13 protein-coding genes and 1 riboswitch are annotated in these 16,998 nt (G+C 58.7%); of the genes, 11 read left to right on the top strand and 2 right to left on the bottom strand.

The window, feature by feature from the left end; all coding sequences use genetic code 11:
- Positions 1–172: 172 nt before the first annotated feature.
- Positions 173–1,519, bottom strand: coding sequence for a glutamate-1-semialdehyde 2,1-aminomutase (locus ACFFK0_RS26510; protein WP_377473646.1), 1,347 nt, complete (start codon positions 1,517–1,519; stop codon positions 173–175).
- Positions 1,520–1,852: 333 nt separating this feature from the next.
- Here ACFFK0_RS26510 and ACFFK0_RS26505 point away from each other — a divergent pair, with 333 nt between their 5' ends.
- Positions 1,853–2,089 (top strand): helix-hairpin-helix domain-containing protein, encoded by a 237-nt coding sequence (locus ACFFK0_RS26505; RefSeq protein ID WP_377473644.1) that lies wholly within the window; start codon positions 1,853–1,855, stop codon positions 2,087–2,089.
- Between the two features lie 70 nt (positions 2,090–2,159).
- Here ACFFK0_RS26505 and ACFFK0_RS26500 read toward each other — a convergent pair whose 3' ends face one another.
- A complete protein-coding gene (locus tag ACFFK0_RS26500; RefSeq protein WP_377473642.1) occupies positions 2,160–3,221 on the bottom strand; it encodes an LCP family protein in 1,062 nt (353 codons plus the stop codon).
- A gap of 180 nt (positions 3,222–3,401) precedes the next feature.
- On the opposite strand from ACFFK0_RS26500, the gene ACFFK0_RS26495 reads away from it, so the two are divergent.
- From ACFFK0_RS26495 to ACFFK0_RS26450, 10 genes are all read left to right on the top strand, one after another.
- The gene (locus ACFFK0_RS26495; protein WP_377473640.1) at positions 3,402–4,478 is read left to right on the top strand and encodes an ABC transporter ATP-binding protein; all 1,077 of its coding nucleotides are present in this window, start codon (positions 3,402–3,404) and stop codon (positions 4,476–4,478) included.
- Entirely contained in the window at positions 4,471–5,271 is an 801-nt protein-coding gene (locus ACFFK0_RS26490) for an ABC transporter permease (RefSeq protein WP_377473638.1), read from the top strand. Before ACFFK0_RS26495 ends, ACFFK0_RS26490 begins: the two co-directional genes overlap by 8 nt.
- Before the next feature lie 9 nt (positions 5,272–5,280).
- Positions 5,281–6,066, top strand: coding sequence for an ABC transporter permease (locus ACFFK0_RS26485; protein WP_377473636.1), 786 nt, complete (start codon positions 5,281–5,283; stop codon positions 6,064–6,066).
- Between the two features lie 109 nt (positions 6,067–6,175).
- The gene (gene bcp, locus ACFFK0_RS26480) at positions 6,176–6,649 is read left to right on the top strand and encodes a thioredoxin-dependent thiol peroxidase (protein ID WP_377473633.1); all 474 of its coding nucleotides are present in this window, start codon (positions 6,176–6,178) and stop codon (positions 6,647–6,649) included.
- A gap of 153 nt (positions 6,650–6,802) precedes the next feature.
- Complete coding sequence (locus ACFFK0_RS26475; protein WP_377473631.1) at positions 6,803–8,284, top strand: polysaccharide deacetylase family protein; 1,482 nt, start codon at positions 6,803–6,805, stop codon at positions 8,282–8,284.
- Positions 8,285–8,620: 336 nt separating this feature from the next.
- Positions 8,621–9,613 carry an AAA family ATPase gene (locus ACFFK0_RS26470; RefSeq protein WP_377473629.1) on the top strand — a complete coding sequence of 331 codons (993 nt, stop codon included), beginning with the start codon at positions 8,621–8,623 and terminating at the stop codon, positions 9,611–9,613.
- 9 nt (positions 9,614–9,622) lie between these two features.
- The gene (locus ACFFK0_RS26465) at positions 9,623–10,900 is read left to right on the top strand and encodes a DUF58 domain-containing protein (RefSeq protein ID WP_377473627.1); all 1,278 of its coding nucleotides are present in this window, start codon (positions 9,623–9,625) and stop codon (positions 10,898–10,900) included.
- On the top strand, positions 10,887–13,370 hold the full coding sequence (locus ACFFK0_RS26460; protein ID WP_377473625.1) for a DUF4129 domain-containing transglutaminase family protein: 2,484 nt from the start codon (positions 10,887–10,889) through the stop codon (positions 13,368–13,370). The genes ACFFK0_RS26465 and ACFFK0_RS26460 overlap by 14 nt, the downstream gene beginning before the upstream one ends.
- A gap of 98 nt (positions 13,371–13,468) precedes the next feature.
- Positions 13,469–15,007, top strand: a complete 1,539-nt coding sequence (gene guaA, locus ACFFK0_RS26455; RefSeq protein ID WP_377473623.1) for a glutamine-hydrolyzing GMP synthase — start codon at positions 13,469–13,471, stop codon at positions 15,005–15,007.
- A gap of 113 nt (positions 15,008–15,120) precedes the next feature.
- A riboswitch (purine riboswitch) is annotated at positions 15,121–15,220 on the top strand.
- A gap of 113 nt (positions 15,221–15,333) precedes the next feature.
- Positions 15,334–16,704, top strand: a complete 1,371-nt coding sequence (locus tag ACFFK0_RS26450; RefSeq protein WP_377473621.1) for an NCS2 family permease — start codon at positions 15,334–15,336, stop codon at positions 16,702–16,704.
- Positions 16,705–16,998 lie beyond the last annotated feature (294 nt).

Below are 16,998 nucleotides of genomic sequence, written 5' to 3'. Positions count from 1 at the left end.
CATAACATGAAACGTTAGAGGCGACAATAGCGGAAAGCTGTCAATTCCGAATGTAAGCGTTACCGTATGAATATAAAATTGAATATTGGCAAGGATTAACGAAATTGAACCCTCTGAAAATACGAACGAACTATGCTCCAGGCCGGATCATAGTTCGTATCTAGCTCTATCTCTATAGCGAGCGAAGCGCCTGATCGGCGGCCTCCAGCGTTTCCGACACATCATCGTCCGTATGTGCCAGCGTGAGGAACCACGCCTCATATTTGGAAGGGGCGAGGCAAATGCCGCGGTCCAGCATCAAACGGAAAAATTTCGCAAAAACTTCGCCGTCGGCAGCCTGCGCTTCGTCATAATTCGTCACCGGATGCGAGCAGAAGTGGGTGGAGAATGCACCGCCGATCCGGTTGACCGTAAGCGGCACGCCGTGGCGGGCGGCGGAAGCGGCGAGGCCGTCGGCCAGCCTGGCCGCGAGGCGCTCCAGTCCGGCGTAGACGCCTTCCTGCCGCAGCACCTGCAGGCAGGCGATTCCTGCGCGGATGGACGCCGGGTTGCCCGCCATCGTGCCGGCTTGGTAGGCAGGCCCGAGCGGTGCGACCTGCTCCATAATCTCGCGGCGGCCGCCGTAAGCGCCGATCGGCAGCCCGCCGCCGATAATTTTGCCGAGCGCCGTAAGATCGGGCTCCACCGCCGCGAAGCGGGCCGACGTAGTTGCGCCCGGCTCCACCGCGGCGAGCGGCAGCCCGGCATACGTTTGGGCGCTGCCGTAATGGAAGCGGAACGCCGTAATAACCTCGTCGTAGATCACGAGTGCTCCGATGCCGCGCGCCAGCCTGCACAGCGCCTCAAGGAAGCCGGGCTTCGGCAGCACCATGCCGAAGTTGCCGACGATCGGCTCGACCATGACGGCCGCGACATCGCCGCCCCAACGGTCCAGCGCCTCTTCCAATGCCGGGATGTCGTTGAACGGGACGGTGATGACCTCCTGCGCGATGCTGCCCGGCACCCCGGCGCTGTCCGGGACGCCGAGCGTGGACGGTCCCGAACCGGCCGCGACCAGCACAAGATCGGAGTGGCCGTGGTAGCAGCCGGCGAACTTTACGATTTTGCTGCGCCCGGTGTAAGCTCTGGCTACGCGAATCGTCGTCATGACCGCTTCCGTGCCGGAGTTGACGAACCGCACCTTGTCCAAGGAAGGGATCGCTTCCTTGAGCATGCGGGCGAACACGATCTCATGCTCGGTCGGCGTCCCGTACAGCGTGCCGTCCTGCGCCGCCTCGACAATCGCTTGCGTGACGTGCGGATGAGCGTGTCCGGTAATGATCGGCCCGTAAGCAGCCAAGTAATCGATGTACTTGTTGCCGTCCTCATCCCAGAAATACGCGCCCTGTGCGCGCTTCATAAATACCGGCGCACCGCCGCCGACCGCTTTGAATGAGCGCGACGGACTGTTGACGCCCCCGACGATATGTTCTAACGCTTCCTTATATAGCTGCTCCGAACGGCTTCGGCTGATGCTCATCGTTATCGACTCCCATTTCCATGATATTTAATTATGAAACGCTTCTCGCGTGCGGATGTCAAGTGAAGCTCGATTGGAATGGCGATGATTAACTTTTGTTGTTGATTTTTAATTTGTTAGAGGGGTTGTATGAAATTTCATATTAACATTGGTTTAAAATTCTACAATCAGGAATAACAAAAGCCATTGGAATAGCAATCCCCTGCCCTCCAATTGGAAGGGACAGGGGATTCGCCATTGAATACATTCAAACGAGCAATTGAAAAGAAACGGTCTTCCAGCAATCGATTATAATTTAGGATAGAAAACTATTCACTAAAGGAGAGAATCCTAATGCCGTCAAGCCATAGCGTAACGAATTCAAACGCAGACAGCGATCTGCCGCCGGATCTGAGCAAGCCCGCACAACGGGCGTTTGCAGGAGCCGGCATTACGCGACTTGAGCAATTCAGCAGGATGAAGGAAAAGGAAGTGCTGCAATTGCACGGCGTCGGGCCGAAGGCAATCGTAAGCTTACGCCGGGCGATGACCGGCAAAGGACTGTCGTTTGCGGACGAGAAGCAGGGCTAGATATCCGTCCAAACCGCGAATCGCACCGGGGCCCCACGGGCACCGAAACGCCAACACCGGCCTCGTGCCGTTACGGCGTCGACTTCATCGTCTTCACGCTGGACTTCGCCGCCGGCTGCGTCGATTTCGATTCCGCGGCCGGTTCGGCGAACGGGTCCTTGCCGGCCAGCACATCCTTTACATACGATTGCAGCTTCTCTTTGTTGGCCGTAATGACTTCGGCGCCGCGCACGGTTTTCTCCTGAAGAAGCTCGGTCGGCGGGAGCTGCTTGGAAGCGACGCCGTTCGCTTTCAGTTCGAAGCCGAGCCCTCCCAGCTTCACCATATCGCCGATGCTTAAATTCGTTTCAATATAAGGATCGATGCTGTTCAAAATCACGGGCAGCTTGATGAGCGAAGACGTCGATTGCAGCTTGACCGCAACCGCCTGCAGGAATTTGCGCTGCCGCTCCGTACGGGTGAAGTCGCTCGTCGCATCGTGGCGGAAGCGGACATACTGCAGCGCCGTCTTGCCGTCCAGATGCTGAAAGCCCTTCTTCAGATTAATATCGTATTTGCGGTCGTCATAGGAGTCGATGTATTTCATATCCTTCTCGACCTCCAGATCGATGCCGCCGATCGAGTCCACCAATGCGATAAAGCCGTCAAAGTCCGTATACACATAATACTGAATCGGTATGCCGAGCAAATCGCCGACCGTCTTCATCGCAAGATTCGGTCCGCCGTACGAAATGGCCGTATTGATGCGGTCCTCGCCTTCCCCGGGGATCTTTACATACGTATCGCGCAAAATCGAGAACAAATGCCCCTGCTTCGTAACCGGGTCGATCGAGACGACGATCATGCTGTCGGAACGGGGCAGATCGTTCTTCGTCGCGCCGCGCGGGTCGCCGCCCAGCAGCAAAATATTGACCCGCTCCTTGCCTTCCCACTTCGGCGGAGCAAGCTGACCGGTAGTTACGCCTTTCGTGCCGGACTGGGTTTTAATTAACGTTTGTCCGAGCATGGAGTTGCGCTCTCCGGACCTTTCGGAAATATTGCTGGCAAAACTGTAGAAGGAATAACCATAATAGCCGATAACGACGACGATCAGCAGGCCAACGGTAAGCATCAGCCACTTGAACGTGCGCATAGAGCCTCATCCTTTCCGCTTGCGTGATGAAATATTTTCATTTTGGTAGGAAGTGGGGTATGATAATACACGGGCTCCGGTCGAACATGATATATGAGCTAAGATTGCCATCGGAGCGCAGTTTTAATACAAGACGACGGAACTCTACAAAATGTTACACGGAAAGCGGGGAACTTTCAAATGGACGCGTCTAACGCGACAACAAAAGCTAATGCGATTGAGGTGCGCGACCTTCGCAAAGATTTCGTCGTGCAGCAGAACCGGCAAGGACTGAAGGGAGCTTTCCGGGATCTGTTCAATCGGGAATATAAACAGGTGGCGGCGGTCAAGGACATTTCCTTCACGATACCGCGCGGCGAAATATGCGGATATATCGGCGAGAACGGAGCAGGCAAATCGACCACGATCAAAATGCTGACCGGCATTCTGGTCCCGACCTCCGGCCACCTTACCGTTAACGGCTTCGTGCCCTACAAAGAGCGGGAGGCGTTCGTGCGCGGCATCGGCGTCGTATTCGGGCAGCGCAGCCAGCTCTGGTGGGACATCGGCGTCGTGGAATCATTCCAGCTGCTGCGCAAGGTGTACCGGGTGCCGGAAGACGAGTTCAAGCAGCGGCTTGACGAGCTTGTCGAGCGTCTGCAGCTGCAGGAGCTGCTTAGCCGGCCGGTACGCAAGCTGAGCCTCGGCCAGCGGATGCGGTGCGAGCTGGCGGCGTCGCTGCTGCACAATCCGTCGATCTTGTTCCTGGACGAGCCGACGATCGGCCTCGACATTGTCGTAAAGACGGAAATCCGCGAGTTCCTGAAGGAGCTGAACCGCCGCTACGAGACGACGATTCTCCTTACCACCCACGACTTGCAGGACATCGAAGCGCTGTGCTCGCGCGTTATTATGCTTGATGACGGCCGCATTATCTATGACGGCGGGCTCGACGAGCTGAAGGCGAAGTGGGGCAAAGGCAAGGAGGTGCACCTGCAGTTCGAGCAGCCGGTCAGCGCCGCGCGGCTGGAAGAGCTCACACGCGGGCTCGACGTCGTCTGGAAGCCGGAGAACGAGCAGTCCGCTCAAGTCTGGATCCCGCAGGACCGCGCCAACGTATCCGAGGTGCTGGCTCGTCTTGTCGGCGTGCTTTCTATACATGATATTAAAATTGTGGAAACGAATACCGACGATATTGTGCGCGAGATTTACAAATCCGGCTCGGCCGACAAGCCTGCCGCAGCGGAAGAACGGGAAGGCGCGGTGAGCCATGCTTAGCGCTTATGTCGAGCTGATCCGGATGCGGTTTCTGACGATGCTCGCTTACCGGATGAACTATTACAGCGGTATATTAATTTATGCACTAAATATTGGATCAAGCTATTTTATTTGGAAGGCGATGTACGCATACAGCGAAACGGGCACGAACGGCGGCATGACATTTGCCCAAATCACCACCTACACCGTCGTCGGCTGGATGGCGCGGGCGTTCTATTTCAATAACCTCGACCGCGACATTGCGAACGAAATCCGCGACGGCAGCGTAGCGATCCAGTTCATCCGGCCCTATAACTACGTCGTTGTGAAAATCATGCAGGGACTCGGCGAAGGCTTGTTCCGCTTCCTGCTGTTCATGATCCCCGGCATGCTCATCGTCTCGCTCTTGTTTCCGGTGCAGCTGCCCGCCGATCCGGGGCTGTGGGCGGTGTTCCTGGTGATGCTGTTCTTTGCGTTTCTGATCAATTCGCAGCTGAACATCATTACGGGGCTGCTGGCCTTTTTCCTGGAAAATAACGAAGGGCTGATGCGCTTCAAGCGGATTATGGTCGACCTGTTCTCCGGCTTGATTCTGCCGATTTCCTTCTTTCCGGGTTGGGCCGCGGGGGTGCTGAAGCTGCTGCCGTTCCAGGCGATCACGTACTTGCCCGGCTCCGTCATCACGGGGGTCGTAAGCGGCGGCGCGATTTGGCAGGCGCTCGGCGTGCAGGTGTTCTGGACGGCCCTGCTGCTCGTTCCGATCGCGCTGCTGTGGCGCAGGGCGCGGACGCGCCTGTTCGTACAGGGGGGCTGAGACAACGTTATGTTTTACGTATCGCTGATGCTGGATTATCTCAAAAACTACATGAAGACGCGCCTGACGTACCGGGCCGACTTCTGGATCGAAATTATTACCGACTTAATGTTCAACGGTCTTAACTTGTTCGTCATCCTCGTCTTGTTCCAGCATACGCCGTTCATCGGCGGCTGGAGCGAGATGCAGATGCTGTTCATTTACGGATATTTCATGGTGCCGTACGGCATCTTCACGACGTTTTTCAATCTATGGGGCTTTACCGAGCGGTATATCGTCAAGGGCGAAATGGATCGCGTGCTGACCCGTCCGGCGCACAACCTGCTGCAGCTCATGCTGGAAAATCTCGACCCCGCTTCGCTGTTCAGCGCGCTCGCCGGCTTCATCGTCATGGTGTACGCGTGGGTTCACCTCGGCGTACCGATGGCATGGTATGACCCGATCGTATTCATCGTGATGGTCGTCAGCTCGGTGCTCGTGTACGCCGGAGTGTATGTGTCGCTAACGGCGATCGGCTTCTTCTCCGATGCGCCGACCGGCATTCTGCCGCTCGTCTGGAACTTTCAGAACTACGGCCGCTACCCGGTTACGATCTACAACCGTACGCTGCGCATTATGCTGTCCGTCGTATTGCCGTTCGCTTTCGTCGGCTTCTATCCGTCGGCGTTCTTCCTCGACCGGGCGAACTGGGCTTGGGTCGTGCTGGCGACACCGGCTGTCGGCCTCGCGTTCTTCGCCTTCGGCATGTGGATATGGAATGTCGGGGTGTCAAGGTACCGCGGCGCAGGGTCATAAGGGCGGCCCATCGGCAAGGCGCCCGGGCTTCATGTTGCACGTCCCAGCGGCTCTTCGTATAATGTTGGCACATACTAGATAGACGGAGATACGGAGAGGTGGCAGGAGCATGAGTACACTGACAGCAGGAGAGATGGCGCCCGATTTCACGCTGCCGGCTTCGAACGGAGAGCAGATCACATTGTCGCAGTATCGCGGCAGGAAAGTCGTGCTGTTCTTTTACCCGCAGGATTTGACGCCGAGCTGTTCGAATGAAGCTTGCGATTTTCGCGATTATACGGCCGAATTCCGGCAGCTTGGGGTGGAGGTTCTGGGCATTAGCCCGGATGATTTGAAGCGGCACGGCAAGTTTGTGGAGAAATACACGCTGCCGTACCCGCTGTTGTCCGATGAAGGCCATCGGATTGCGGAGCTGTTCGGCGTCTGGGGGCCGAAGAAGCTGTACGGACGCGAATATATGGGCTTGATCCGCTCGACATTCCTTATCGACGAAGAGGGGCGGATTGCGAAGGAATGGCGCAACATCAAGGTGAAGGGGCATGTGCAGAACGTGCTGGATGCCGTTAAGGCGAAGAAGTCCTAGTATAATCTGAGACAGGCAGAGGCGGTCGTGCAGCGTCCCGGCGGGACGTTAGCGCGGCCTTTGTCATTTTCGGAAAGCTAGCATACTTGCGTAAGATCCCCCATATACTCTAGCAATTGTTTTTATTGATAGAGATTCCGGAGGGATATCGCGATGCGCAAGCCGAACAACTTCATCCGCACTTCTACTTCCTATGCCCGTACGCTGCTGTTATGGATGCTGGCCGTTGTCGTCGTTTCGCTCTATATGGTTCCCGTACCTGTGCAAGCTGCAGACTCGGATCCGGAGGAGGAGCTGTTTGCCAAGCTGGCCTCCGGCCACAAGGTCATGACCCCGAGAGCGTATATAACGCCGGAGAAGCCGACGGTGTATTTGACGTTCGACGACGGCCCGAGCAGGCTGACTCCGCAAATACTGGATATTCTTCAGCAGGAAAATGTGAAGGCGACGTTCTTCCAGCTCGGCTCGGAGGCGGAGCGTTCTCCGGACATTGTGCGAAGGGTGATCGAGGAAGGGCATGCGCTCGGCAATCATTCCTACGATCATGTGTACAGCAAGCTGTATGGAAGCTTCGACGGCTTCTGGAGCGAGGTACAGGCGGCCGACCGCGTGTTCGAGAAGGTGGCCGGCTTCAAGCCGAAGCTGCTGCGCGCGCCGGGAGGCACAGCGGGGAATTTCGACGCGTACTATTTCTATTATTTGGATCAGGCCGGTTACTTGATATACGATTGGAATGTAGACAGCGGAGATTCGAAGCGGGTCGGCGTCCCGGCGCAGGAAATAGTCGAAACCATCAAAAATGGGACGTTGGGGCATGAAGTTACCGTTCTGATGCACGACGGGACCGGGCACGGCGAGACGGTGCGGGCGCTCCCCGACATCATCCGGTATTACAAGGAGAAGGGTTACGTCTTCGATGTGTTGTCGGAGCAGGTGAAGCCGCAGCAGTTTGCGGTAAGCAAAGCGGCCAAATGGCCGAGAAGCACGACGTACGGAACGTTCGGCGAGCTTGCCGCCGCTGCCCGTGAAGCCGGCGCATCGCGTTCCGACGGGCAGGCGCTGGCGAAGACGCAGCAGGAGGCGGGCGGCCCGCAAGCGGCTGCGGCGGGGGCAAACGGCCGGGAAGAGGCAGGGCTGCAGGCTGTTGCGGCAGAGTCCGCAGTGCAGCCTGCTTCATCGGAGGGGAAGGCGAAGTCAACCGTATTCACCACACCGCGCGAGAACAAAGCGCTGCTGCAATTGAGATTCGCCGGCAAGCTGGTGTCCATCCCCGAATACGGGTATGAGCTGAACAATGGGCAGCTGCGTGTTCCGCTGCGGGCACTGGTCGAGAATATGGGCGGCTATGTCATCTGGGATGAGCGGACTCGCAGCGTTACCGTTCTGTACGGATTGCGCAAGCTCATCTATGACCTCGATACGCTGACGGTTCGCACCTACTTGTTCGGGCGGCTGCACTCCACGAATTATCTGGTGGATATGAGATTGAACGACGGTTCCGTGACCGTACCGCTTCGTCAAACGGTCAACCTCTTGGGCGGCGGAATCGGCAAATGGTCGATGGAAAGTAACGAGAGGTTCGTGACGATCGTGCGGCGAAGGCTGTTCGTTACGGCCGGGGGACTTGGCGCTTGAGTGAAAACCATAACGACCGAAGCGTTGTCGATCGCACGGCTCCAAAGTGCCGGACTTAGCTTCGGTCTTTTGTTGTTGCTCGAAAACCTAATCGATTATGTTAGATTTGCTCCGTTTGCTACATGAGGCAGCCGTGAGGATCCTGCAGCAAGGCGCCTTTGTGAAACAGCAGCGCACAAAACTCTTTACATCCATGCCTCAGCTTCTCATACTCTCTCTTCCTTTTTTTCACTTTTCTTAAAAATCCATCAACCTTCCCGCAGCGGCGAGTCTAAATCTCTCAAAATCGGCAAAACTATGACTATCATGGCAATACCGATTAGGAGGTTTACCCTTATGTCGTCGTCCCCTTCGTTATGGCTGGATCAGCCCCACGTTCTTATTGAAAGAATTATGACTAATGTCGAGAAGGTTATCCTCGGCAAAAGAGATGTCGTCGAGAAGGTTGTCATCGCTCTGCTGTGCGGCGGTCATCTGCTGCTGGAGGACGTTCCCGGCGTCGGCAAAACGATGCTTGTCCGCGCCGTCTCCCGCACGGTCGGCTGCGATTTCAAGCGAATTCAGGGCACGCCGGACCTGCTGCCGTCCGATGTGACGGGAGTGTCCGTCTACAACAGCCGGACGGAGGCGTTCGAATTTCGGCCCGGGCCGATTATGGCTTCGATCGTTCTGGCGGACGAGCTGAACCGGATGCCGCCGAAGACGCAGGCGTCGCTGCTGGAAGCGATGGAAGAAGGCCGGGTTACCGTTGACGGGGTGACGTATGAGCTGCCGAAGCCGTTTCTGCTGCTCGCTACGCAGAATCCGGTCGATTTTGACGGGACGTATCCGCTGCCCGAAGCGCAGCTTGACCGTTTTCTGATGAAGGTGTCGATCGGCTATCCCGATGCAAAGCACGAAGTGCAGCTGCTGGGCCGGACCGGCGAGCGCCCTGCGCTCGAAGCGCTGCGGCCGGTGCTTCTTCAGGAGGAGCTCGTTGAGCTGCAGAGGGAGGCAAGCCGGGTACATGTTGACGATTCGCTCAAGCAGTATATCGTTGCGCTGGCGTCGGCGACCCGGAGCTCCTCCGATACGCTGCTGGGGGCAAGTCCCCGGGCGACGGTCGCGCTTTACAAAGCGGTGCAGGCGCGGGCGTTTTTGCAGGGGCGAACCTATGCGATACCGGACGATGTGAAAATAATGACGGAGCCCGTATTCGCGCACCGGCTGCAGCTCACCCCCGAAGCGCGGCTGTCCGGCCGGTCCGGCGAAACCGTCGTGCGCGCCGCAGTCGGCACCGTACCGATTCCGCCGTCCTCCTATGCGGCGTCTTCGGCTTCGGCGGGTTAGGAGGCGGCGATGGGATCGATAGGCAATGCGATCGCCCTGTTTTGCGCGTGGATGTTGTCCGGCTTGCTCGGCTGGCTGCAAGGGGGCTATGCGACGTGGTTTGTGTTTGAAGCTCTTTCGGTTATCGTTGCGATGACCGTTATGATAAGATTCGGCGCTTTGCGCCAAGTGTCTGTCCATCACGAGCTGTCGGCCATGCGGATTACGGAAGGCCGTCCGCTCGTCGTGTCGGTGCTGCTGGAGCACCGGTCCCGGGTGCCGGTGCCGTGGCTGCTGGTCGAAGAGGAATGGAGACGGAGCGGCGATGCACATTCGAAGCTTGTAAGGAGGCTGCTGTTTCCATGGTTCCGGAGCGCACTCGGGTATCAATATACGCTGGCCGGGCTGCCGCGGGGCGAGTATACCTTGGTTGGAGTGAGGGCGACGGCGGCGGACGGACTCGGCTTTGCCCGGCGCAGCCGTCAGGCTGAACGTGCGGCTGTCTCCGGGCGGCCGATCGGCTTCGTCGCCTATCCGCTCGAGCTGCCGGTACCGTGGCGCGGCTCGGCCGGGCCGGCGGGCGAAGGGCGGCCGTCGCGTATGGCGGCGGCGCTGTCCGGCGCCGGCGGGTATCCTTCCGGGCTGCGGGACTACGTGCCCGGGGATCCGGTCGGGAGCCTGCACTGGAAGGTGACCGCCCGGCGCGGCAAGCTGACGGTGAAGGAAGCGGAGCCGCAGGAGCAGCAGCGGGTCCTGCTGCTGCTCGATACGAGCGCAGCGACGTACGCCGCGCTCGGCGACGAGGCCCCGGAGGCGCTGGAGTCGTCCGTGCGGGCGGCGGCCGGACTGCTGCGCAGCTGCGGCGAGCGCGGCATGGCGCTCGCCTTCGCGTGCTGCCACGCCGGCGGCCATGTCGCCGGCGGCGGCCCGCGCGAGCGCGAGCTGCTCCTCGAGCGGCTCGCGCGCATTGACGGCAAAGGCGCGCTGCGCTTTGCCGATACGGTGGCCGGCGAGGCTGCCGCGCAGCCCGCCGCCACGGCGCTGGCGCTCGTCACGCCGCGCGTGGACGAGCCGCTGCTCGCGGTGCTGCGCAGCCTGCACCGCCGCGGGCGCAGCGTGCTGCTGGCGCTGCCGCACGCGCCCGAGCTTGCCGCGCCGGAGCCGGCGCGGCTCGCCGCCCTGCGCGAGCTCGGCTGCGACGTGCTGCTCCTGCCGCTCCAGCGGCAGGACAGCGCGCAGCCTCCGCTCGCGAAAGTCCGCGGTCGCACCGCGACCGCTCAAGGAGGTGCCGCTTATGTTCGCGGCTAAACCAACCGCAGCCGCCGGCCCCGGCGCTCACGCCCGCCGCAGCGCGCCGCCCATCCCGGCGCCGCCGGTCTGGAAGCTGCTCGGGGTCTCGCTGCTTCTGTTCCTGCTCGTGCGGGAGTGGCTGCTCCCGCTGCCGGAGCTGTCGCCGGTGACCGAGCTGTACGATATTCGCCCGTTTCTCGTCTTGTTCGGCTTGACGCTGCTGCTGGACGGGCTGCGGGTCCCGGCCGCCGCCGGCGCTCCGCTCAAGGGGGCGCTGACGGTCGGCCTTGTCGGTTTTTTATTTTATGGTGAATCGTTGTTCCGGCTCACATGGCTGCCTCAATTGGCGCTGCAGGTGTGGCAGGACATTCAATATGCGCTGCAGGCCGAATACGAGCTGATCGGCGGCGAGACGCGCACGCTGCTGTTTGCGGCCGGCTGGTGCATGATGGTGTCGGTCCTTCATGTGCTGCTCGTGCAGCGCCAGCAGGCGGTTTGGCTCGGTGGAATTACGGTTTTGTATTTGCTGCTGCTGCAGCTGATTTTCGGCGTCGATACGACCTTCGGGGTGCTGCGCGCCTTCGGCTGGTCGGGCTTGCTGCTGGCGCTTCTGATGCCCGACCGGCTCTTCCGGCAGCGAGGCATGGAGCTTGGGCCGGAGGCAGCCTTCAGATGGAGTATCGCAGCCGCCGGTGCGCTGGCTTTGTGCGCCGCCGTGGGCTGGTTCGGCTGGAAGCCGGCGGATGTTACGGCTGGGCGCGTCATGAAGCCGCTTGGCGATACGCTGATTCAAGGGTGGACCTTCCCCGCCGCCAATACGGAATGGCCGCCGGCGGCTCTCGTGTCGTCCGCCGTTTCCTTGACGGGCTATAGCAGCGACGACACTGAGCTCGGTGGACCGGTTCGGCCGGATGACGGCATCGCTCTGGAGGCTCGGACGAATGAGCTTACATATTGGCGGGGGGAGTCGCGGGATCTGTACACCGGCAGGGGATGGCGGTCGTCGGCCGAAGAGTCGGTGCCGCTGTCGCTCCCGGCGAGGCCGCAGGAGCCTGCGCAGCAATCCCAGTCCCAGCAGCTATTGCAGTCCGGGCAGCAGCCACAGTCGCCGCCTCCGCAGTTGCAGGCCCAGCAGCAATCCCAGTCCCAGCAGCCGGAGCCGCAATCCCGACCGCAGCCAAACGCCGGCGACAATCTTCTGCGCCAAGAGGTCATGCTTCCGCAAGGACGAGCGGGAAGGGTGATTTTCACAGGAGGAACCGTAACCGGAATCGATGCGCTGTTGTCGACGCAGAACAGGCTGATTCCCTTCGAGTCGGTACGCTACAGCCCGGTAAGCGGCTCCTACACGCTGCCTCCGGATGCAGAATCGGCCGCTTATTACCGTATAGAAGCAGAACCGTTCCCGCCGCCAAGCGAGGCTCAGCTTCAAGCCGATACACAGCCGTATCCGGCGGTCATCATCGAGCGATACTTGCAGCTGCCCCCGTCGCTGCCCGGGCGCGTCAAACAGCTTGCGCAAGCGGCGGCAAGCGATGCGTCAACGCCATATGCCAAAGTTATGGCAATCCGTCAGCTGCTGCGTTCCGGGACCTACAGCTACAGCATGAGCTCTCCGACCGTGCCTGCGGACGGAGCCGATTTCGTCGACCATTTTCTCTTTACCGATAAAACGGGATACTGCGATCACTTCTCGTCGGCGATGGTCGTCATGCTTCGTTCGGTGGGCGTACCGGCGCGGTGGGTGAAAGGCTACTCCCCCGGTACGGAGCAAGGCTCGCCGGGAGAGGACGGCATGCATACCGTCGTCGTGCGAAACCGGGACGCGCATTCGTGGGTGGAGGTTTATTTTACCGGTGCGGGATGGGTGACCTTCGATCCAACGCCGGGCTACGGGCCCGAGACCGCTACCGGCGCAATATCGCAGCCCGTCTCGGCGGCATCCGGCGCGGACGGCTCCATCGGCGCTGCACAGGACATAATCCGCAGTGCGTCCAACCCTGCCGCATCCACGGCACCGGCCGCGCAGCAACCGCAGCAATCCGTCAGCCTTGCCGGCATAACCGCAGGAACATTACACAAACTAGAGTCGGCGTACCGCATTGCCGCAGCGGCGCTGCTCCGAAAGCCATGGCTGGCGGCGCTGACCGCGTTCGGTCTTGCCGCAGCGGCAGTAGGCGCATATTTTGCCGGGAAGCACTTCAAGGCAACCCCGCCGCTGCCGATCGTTCCGCTGAAGAGAAACGATTCGCACGCTTTGCTCGACCGTCTGTGGCGGCGCATTTATCGCATGTACGGGCCGAAATCGCCGCAGGAAACGACTCGCGAATATGTCGCCCGCATCGCCGGAAGCGACCCGGCGCGAAGCGCAGCCCTGCTGGAGTTCGCCCGTCTTGACGAGCTGACGCGTTACGACCCGCAGCGCCGCCGTCCGATCGCCCGCAGTATGCTGCAGGAGCTGTGGCGGCGAATCCGGCAAACCGCCTGAAACGTATTGCCGGCCGACCCTACTTTGTGGCTTGACCCTCTATAGCCCGTTCTATATAATTGGCTACAATTACTGGAGAGGGGACGAAAGGTAAATCTATGAATAAGCCTAGCGAATTGATCGTCGTATTGGACTTCGGAGGGCAGTACAATCAGCTGATTGCGCGGCGCATCCGCGATCTCGGAGTCTACAGCGAGCTGATGCCGTACAACACGCCGGCCAGCCGCATCCGCGAGCTGCAGCCGAAGGGGATCGTGTTCTCCGGAGGCCCGGCAAGCGTATATGAAGAGAATGCCCCGCACGTGGATCCGGCGATCTATGACCTGAATATCCCGATCTTCGGCATCTGTTACGGGATGCAGCTGATTGCGCATCAGCTGAGCGGTAAAGTGGAACGCGCCGCGAAGCGCGAATACGGCAAAGCGGACGTCGACTTCCAAAGTCATTGCCGGCTGATCAAGGGACTCGAAGCGAAGCAAACGGTATGGATGAGCCATGGCGACCACGTATCGGTGCTGCCGGAAGGCTTCGTCGTGGACGCTTCGACCGAGCATGCGCCAATTGCGGCTATGAGCCATGCGGACAAGCGGGTATTCGCCGTACAATTCCATCCCGAGGTGCGCCATTCGGTCTACGGCAACGAAATGCTGCGCAACTTCCTCTTCGACGTTTGCGGCTGCACAGGCGAGTGGAGCATGGAGACGTTCATTGAAGATACGATCCGCGACATCCGCGAGCAGGTCGGCAGCAAGAAGGTGCTGTGCGCGCTGAGCGGCGGCGTCGATTCGTCGGTTGTAGCCATTTTGCTGCATAAGGCCATCGGCGATCAGCTTACGTGTATGTTCATCGATCACGGCCTGCTGCGCAAAGGCGAAGCCGAGAGCGTCATGGACACGTTCGTCGGCAAGTTCGATATGAAGGTTGTCAAGATCGATGCGCGCGAGCGGTTCCTCGGCAAGCTTGCCGGTGTGGACGATCCGGAGCAAAAGCGCAAAATTATCGGCAACGAGTTTATCCGTGTGTTCGAGGAAGAGTCCGCCCGCTTCGACGATTTCGCATTTCTCGCGCAGGGCACGCTCTATACGGATATTGTAGAGAGCGGCACCGCTACGGCGCATACGATCAAGTCGCACCATAACGTCGGCGGGTTGCCGGAGGATATGAAATTCAAGCTCGTCGAGCCGCTGAAGGCGCTGTTTAAGGACGAAGTGCGCAAGGTCGGCGAGGAATGCGGTCTGCCTGCGGCAATCGTATGGCGTCAGCCGTTCCCGGGACCGGGACTGGCGATTCGCGTGCTCGGCGAAGTGACGGAGGAGAAGCTGGAAATCGTTCGGGAATCGGACGCCATCCTGCGCGAGGAGATCGCCAAAGCGGGCCTCGACCGCGAAATTTGGCAGTATTTTACTGCACTTCCGAATATGAAGAGCGTCGGCGTCATGGGCGACGCCCGTACGTATTCGTACACCGTCGGCATCCGGGCGGTCACGTCGATCGACGGCATGACGGCCGATTGGGCGCGCATTCCGTGGGACGTGCTGGAGAAAATTTCGGTGCGAATCGTCAACGAAGTGGAGAACGTGAACCGCATCGTGTACGATATTACCTCGAAGCCGCCGGCTACCATCGAGTGGGAGTAACATTACCTTAATTATGAATCCGAACATCTTGGTGAAAATCATCGGGAATGTTCGGATTTTTTATTGACAAAAATCGACTCCCGCGTCTACAATGAATAACGGAAATCATGTAAAGCAAATGTGAAGAGCTGTTTCGTATAATCCTGGGAATCGGCCCGGGAGTTTCTACGGGGTCACCGGAATGACCCGGCTACGGGACGGAGAAACTGAGTACCGACCATCATGGGTTTCGGGTACTTTTTCGCCGTTAAGATAGGCCGGGGCCGAATCGGGGTCGCGGCTTTTTTCGTTTCGCTTCAATAAATAGCCTAGGAGGCTGAGCGCGAATGGATCGGTTTTTCAAGCTGAAGCAAAATGGCACCAACGTTCGGACAGAGATTATGGCGGGCTTGACTACGTTCATGACGATGGCTTATATTCTGGCCGTCAATCCGGGGGTTCTTACCGGCGGCACAGGCATGCAGTGGGAGTCGGTGTTCCTGGCCACGGCAATCGGTGCCGGCGTCATGACAATCGTATTGGGATTGTTCGTGAATTTCCCAGTGGCGTTAGCTCCGGGGATGGGGCTGAATGCTTATTTCGCTACCGTCGTGGCCACTTCGAACGGAGCATTTTCATATCAAACGGCTTTGACCGCTGTCTTTATTTCGGGACTTATCTTCCTGCTGTTGACGGTCACGAAGGTTCGGCAAATCATGCTCGTCGCCGTGCCCGACAGTCTGAAGCATGCGATTACGGTCGGCATCGGTTTGTTTATTACGATTATCGGGATGAAGAACAGCGGGCTAATGTCCATCGCTCTCTCCAGTCCTAATGAATATAAAGCGGGCGGGTTCCATCCGCTGCTTGGTTTCGAAACGGTAATCGGGCTTGGCAGTTTGCATGACCACACCGTCATTCTCACAATCGTCGGCCTGCTTCTCATTTCCGTCCTGATGGTGCTCCGCATTCGCGGCGCGATTTTGTTCGGGATGCTCGGTACGACGATTATTGCCGCGCTGATGGGCGATGTGAAGATGGCGTCGGACGTGAAATGGATTCCGGATTTCGGCCAGCTGAACCTGTTCCATTTTGACTTCGCGGGATTGGTTTCGACAGGCATTGTTACGGTCATCTTGACGTTTACTTTCGTTGAATTGTTCGATACGTTCGGCACGATGGTCGGTACGGCTAACCGGGCGGGCATTATGCAAAATAAAGAAGAGGGCAACCGCCGCGTCGGCAAAGCGATGCTGTACGATGCTCTCGGCGTTTCTTTCGGTGCTGCAGTCGGGACAAGTACAATTACCGCTTTCGTAGAGAGCTCCGCAGGTGTAGCTGAAGGCGGACGGACCGGCCTTACTGCGGTAACGACGGGCGTTTGCTTCCTGCTTGCGCTGTTCGTCGCCCCGATCGTTGCAATGATTCCGTCTTCGGCTACTGCCGCCGCTCTGATTGTTGTCGGCGTACTGATGGCTCAATCGATCCGCGAGATCGACTTCCAGGACCTTGTCGTTGCGATTCCGGCGTTTCTGACTATCGTGATGATGCCTTTGACATATAATATCGCAAATGGCATTTCATTCGGTATTTTCTCTTATGTGATTCTTGCGACTGTCGGTCGGATGAGCGGGAAAAGCGAGCACAAGGTGCACTGGCTAATGTGGATCTTGGCCGGCTTGATTGTTCTGCGGTATGTGCTCATCGGCGGTGAATAACGGCAAGTTTGATGATATCCTCGGGGCTTGGGGCTCCGAGGACTTTTTTTCTATTGCGGAGGGGTTGCATTCGGTTTTCGGATTGTGATATAGTACTCCTTGTCGCTTCGGACGGGCGCTTGAGAGAGCAGCCGCGGGGCGCACGGCGAAAAATTGCCACTTGCAATTGTACAGCCGGATGTGATACTTTAGTAAAGTCGCTTTTGAGAGATACTCTTCTTTCGAAAGCAGACAAGCAAGAGATTGCTCCTTGAAAACTGAATGACGAGTGAGAGGTTTTCGCAAGAAAACAAC

Source organism: Paenibacillus chartarius, assembly GCF_042432825.1.
Classification (GTDB): Bacteria; Bacillota; Bacilli; order Paenibacillales; family NBRC-103111; genus Gordoniibacillus; species Gordoniibacillus chartarius.
Note: the sequence above shows the minus strand (reverse complement) of the source record. Positions and strands in the feature narration are given on the sequence as shown.

What these genes read in the sequence shown, in the direction of transcription:
- ACFFK0_RS26510 (WP_377473646.1), bottom strand. Translation starts at nt 1,519, where the DNA reads ATGAGCATCAGCCGAAGCCGTTCGGAGCAGCTATATAAGGAAGCGTTA.
- ACFFK0_RS26475 (WP_377473631.1), top strand. Translation starts at nt 6,803, where the DNA reads ATGCGCAAGCCGAACAACTTCATCCGCACTTCTACTTCCTATGCCCGT.
- ACFFK0_RS26505 (WP_377473644.1), top strand. Translation starts at nt 1,853, where the DNA reads ATGCCGTCAAGCCATAGCGTAACGAATTCAAACGCAGACAGCGATCTG.
- ACFFK0_RS26465 (WP_377473627.1), top strand. Translation starts at nt 9,623, where the DNA reads ATGGGATCGATAGGCAATGCGATCGCCCTGTTTTGCGCGTGGATGTTG.
- bcp (WP_377473633.1), top strand. Translation starts at nt 6,176, where the DNA reads ATGAGTACACTGACAGCAGGAGAGATGGCGCCCGATTTCACGCTGCCG.
- ACFFK0_RS26485 (WP_377473636.1), top strand. Translation starts at nt 5,281, where the DNA reads ATGTTTTACGTATCGCTGATGCTGGATTATCTCAAAAACTACATGAAG.
- guaA (WP_377473623.1), top strand. Translation starts at nt 13,469, where the DNA reads ATGAATAAGCCTAGCGAATTGATCGTCGTATTGGACTTCGGAGGGCAG.
- ACFFK0_RS26460 (WP_377473625.1), top strand. Translation starts at nt 10,887, where the DNA reads ATGTTCGCGGCTAAACCAACCGCAGCCGCCGGCCCCGGCGCTCACGCC.
- ACFFK0_RS26450 (WP_377473621.1), top strand. Translation starts at nt 15,334, where the DNA reads ATGGATCGGTTTTTCAAGCTGAAGCAAAATGGCACCAACGTTCGGACA.
- ACFFK0_RS26490 (WP_377473638.1), top strand. Translation starts at nt 4,471, where the DNA reads ATGCTTAGCGCTTATGTCGAGCTGATCCGGATGCGGTTTCTGACGATG.
- ACFFK0_RS26495 (WP_377473640.1), top strand. Translation starts at nt 3,402, where the DNA reads ATGGACGCGTCTAACGCGACAACAAAAGCTAATGCGATTGAGGTGCGC.
- ACFFK0_RS26500 (WP_377473642.1), bottom strand. Translation starts at nt 3,221, where the DNA reads ATGCGCACGTTCAAGTGGCTGATGCTTACCGTTGGCCTGCTGATCGTC.
- ACFFK0_RS26470 (WP_377473629.1), top strand. Translation starts at nt 8,621, where the DNA reads ATGTCGTCGTCCCCTTCGTTATGGCTGGATCAGCCCCACGTTCTTATT.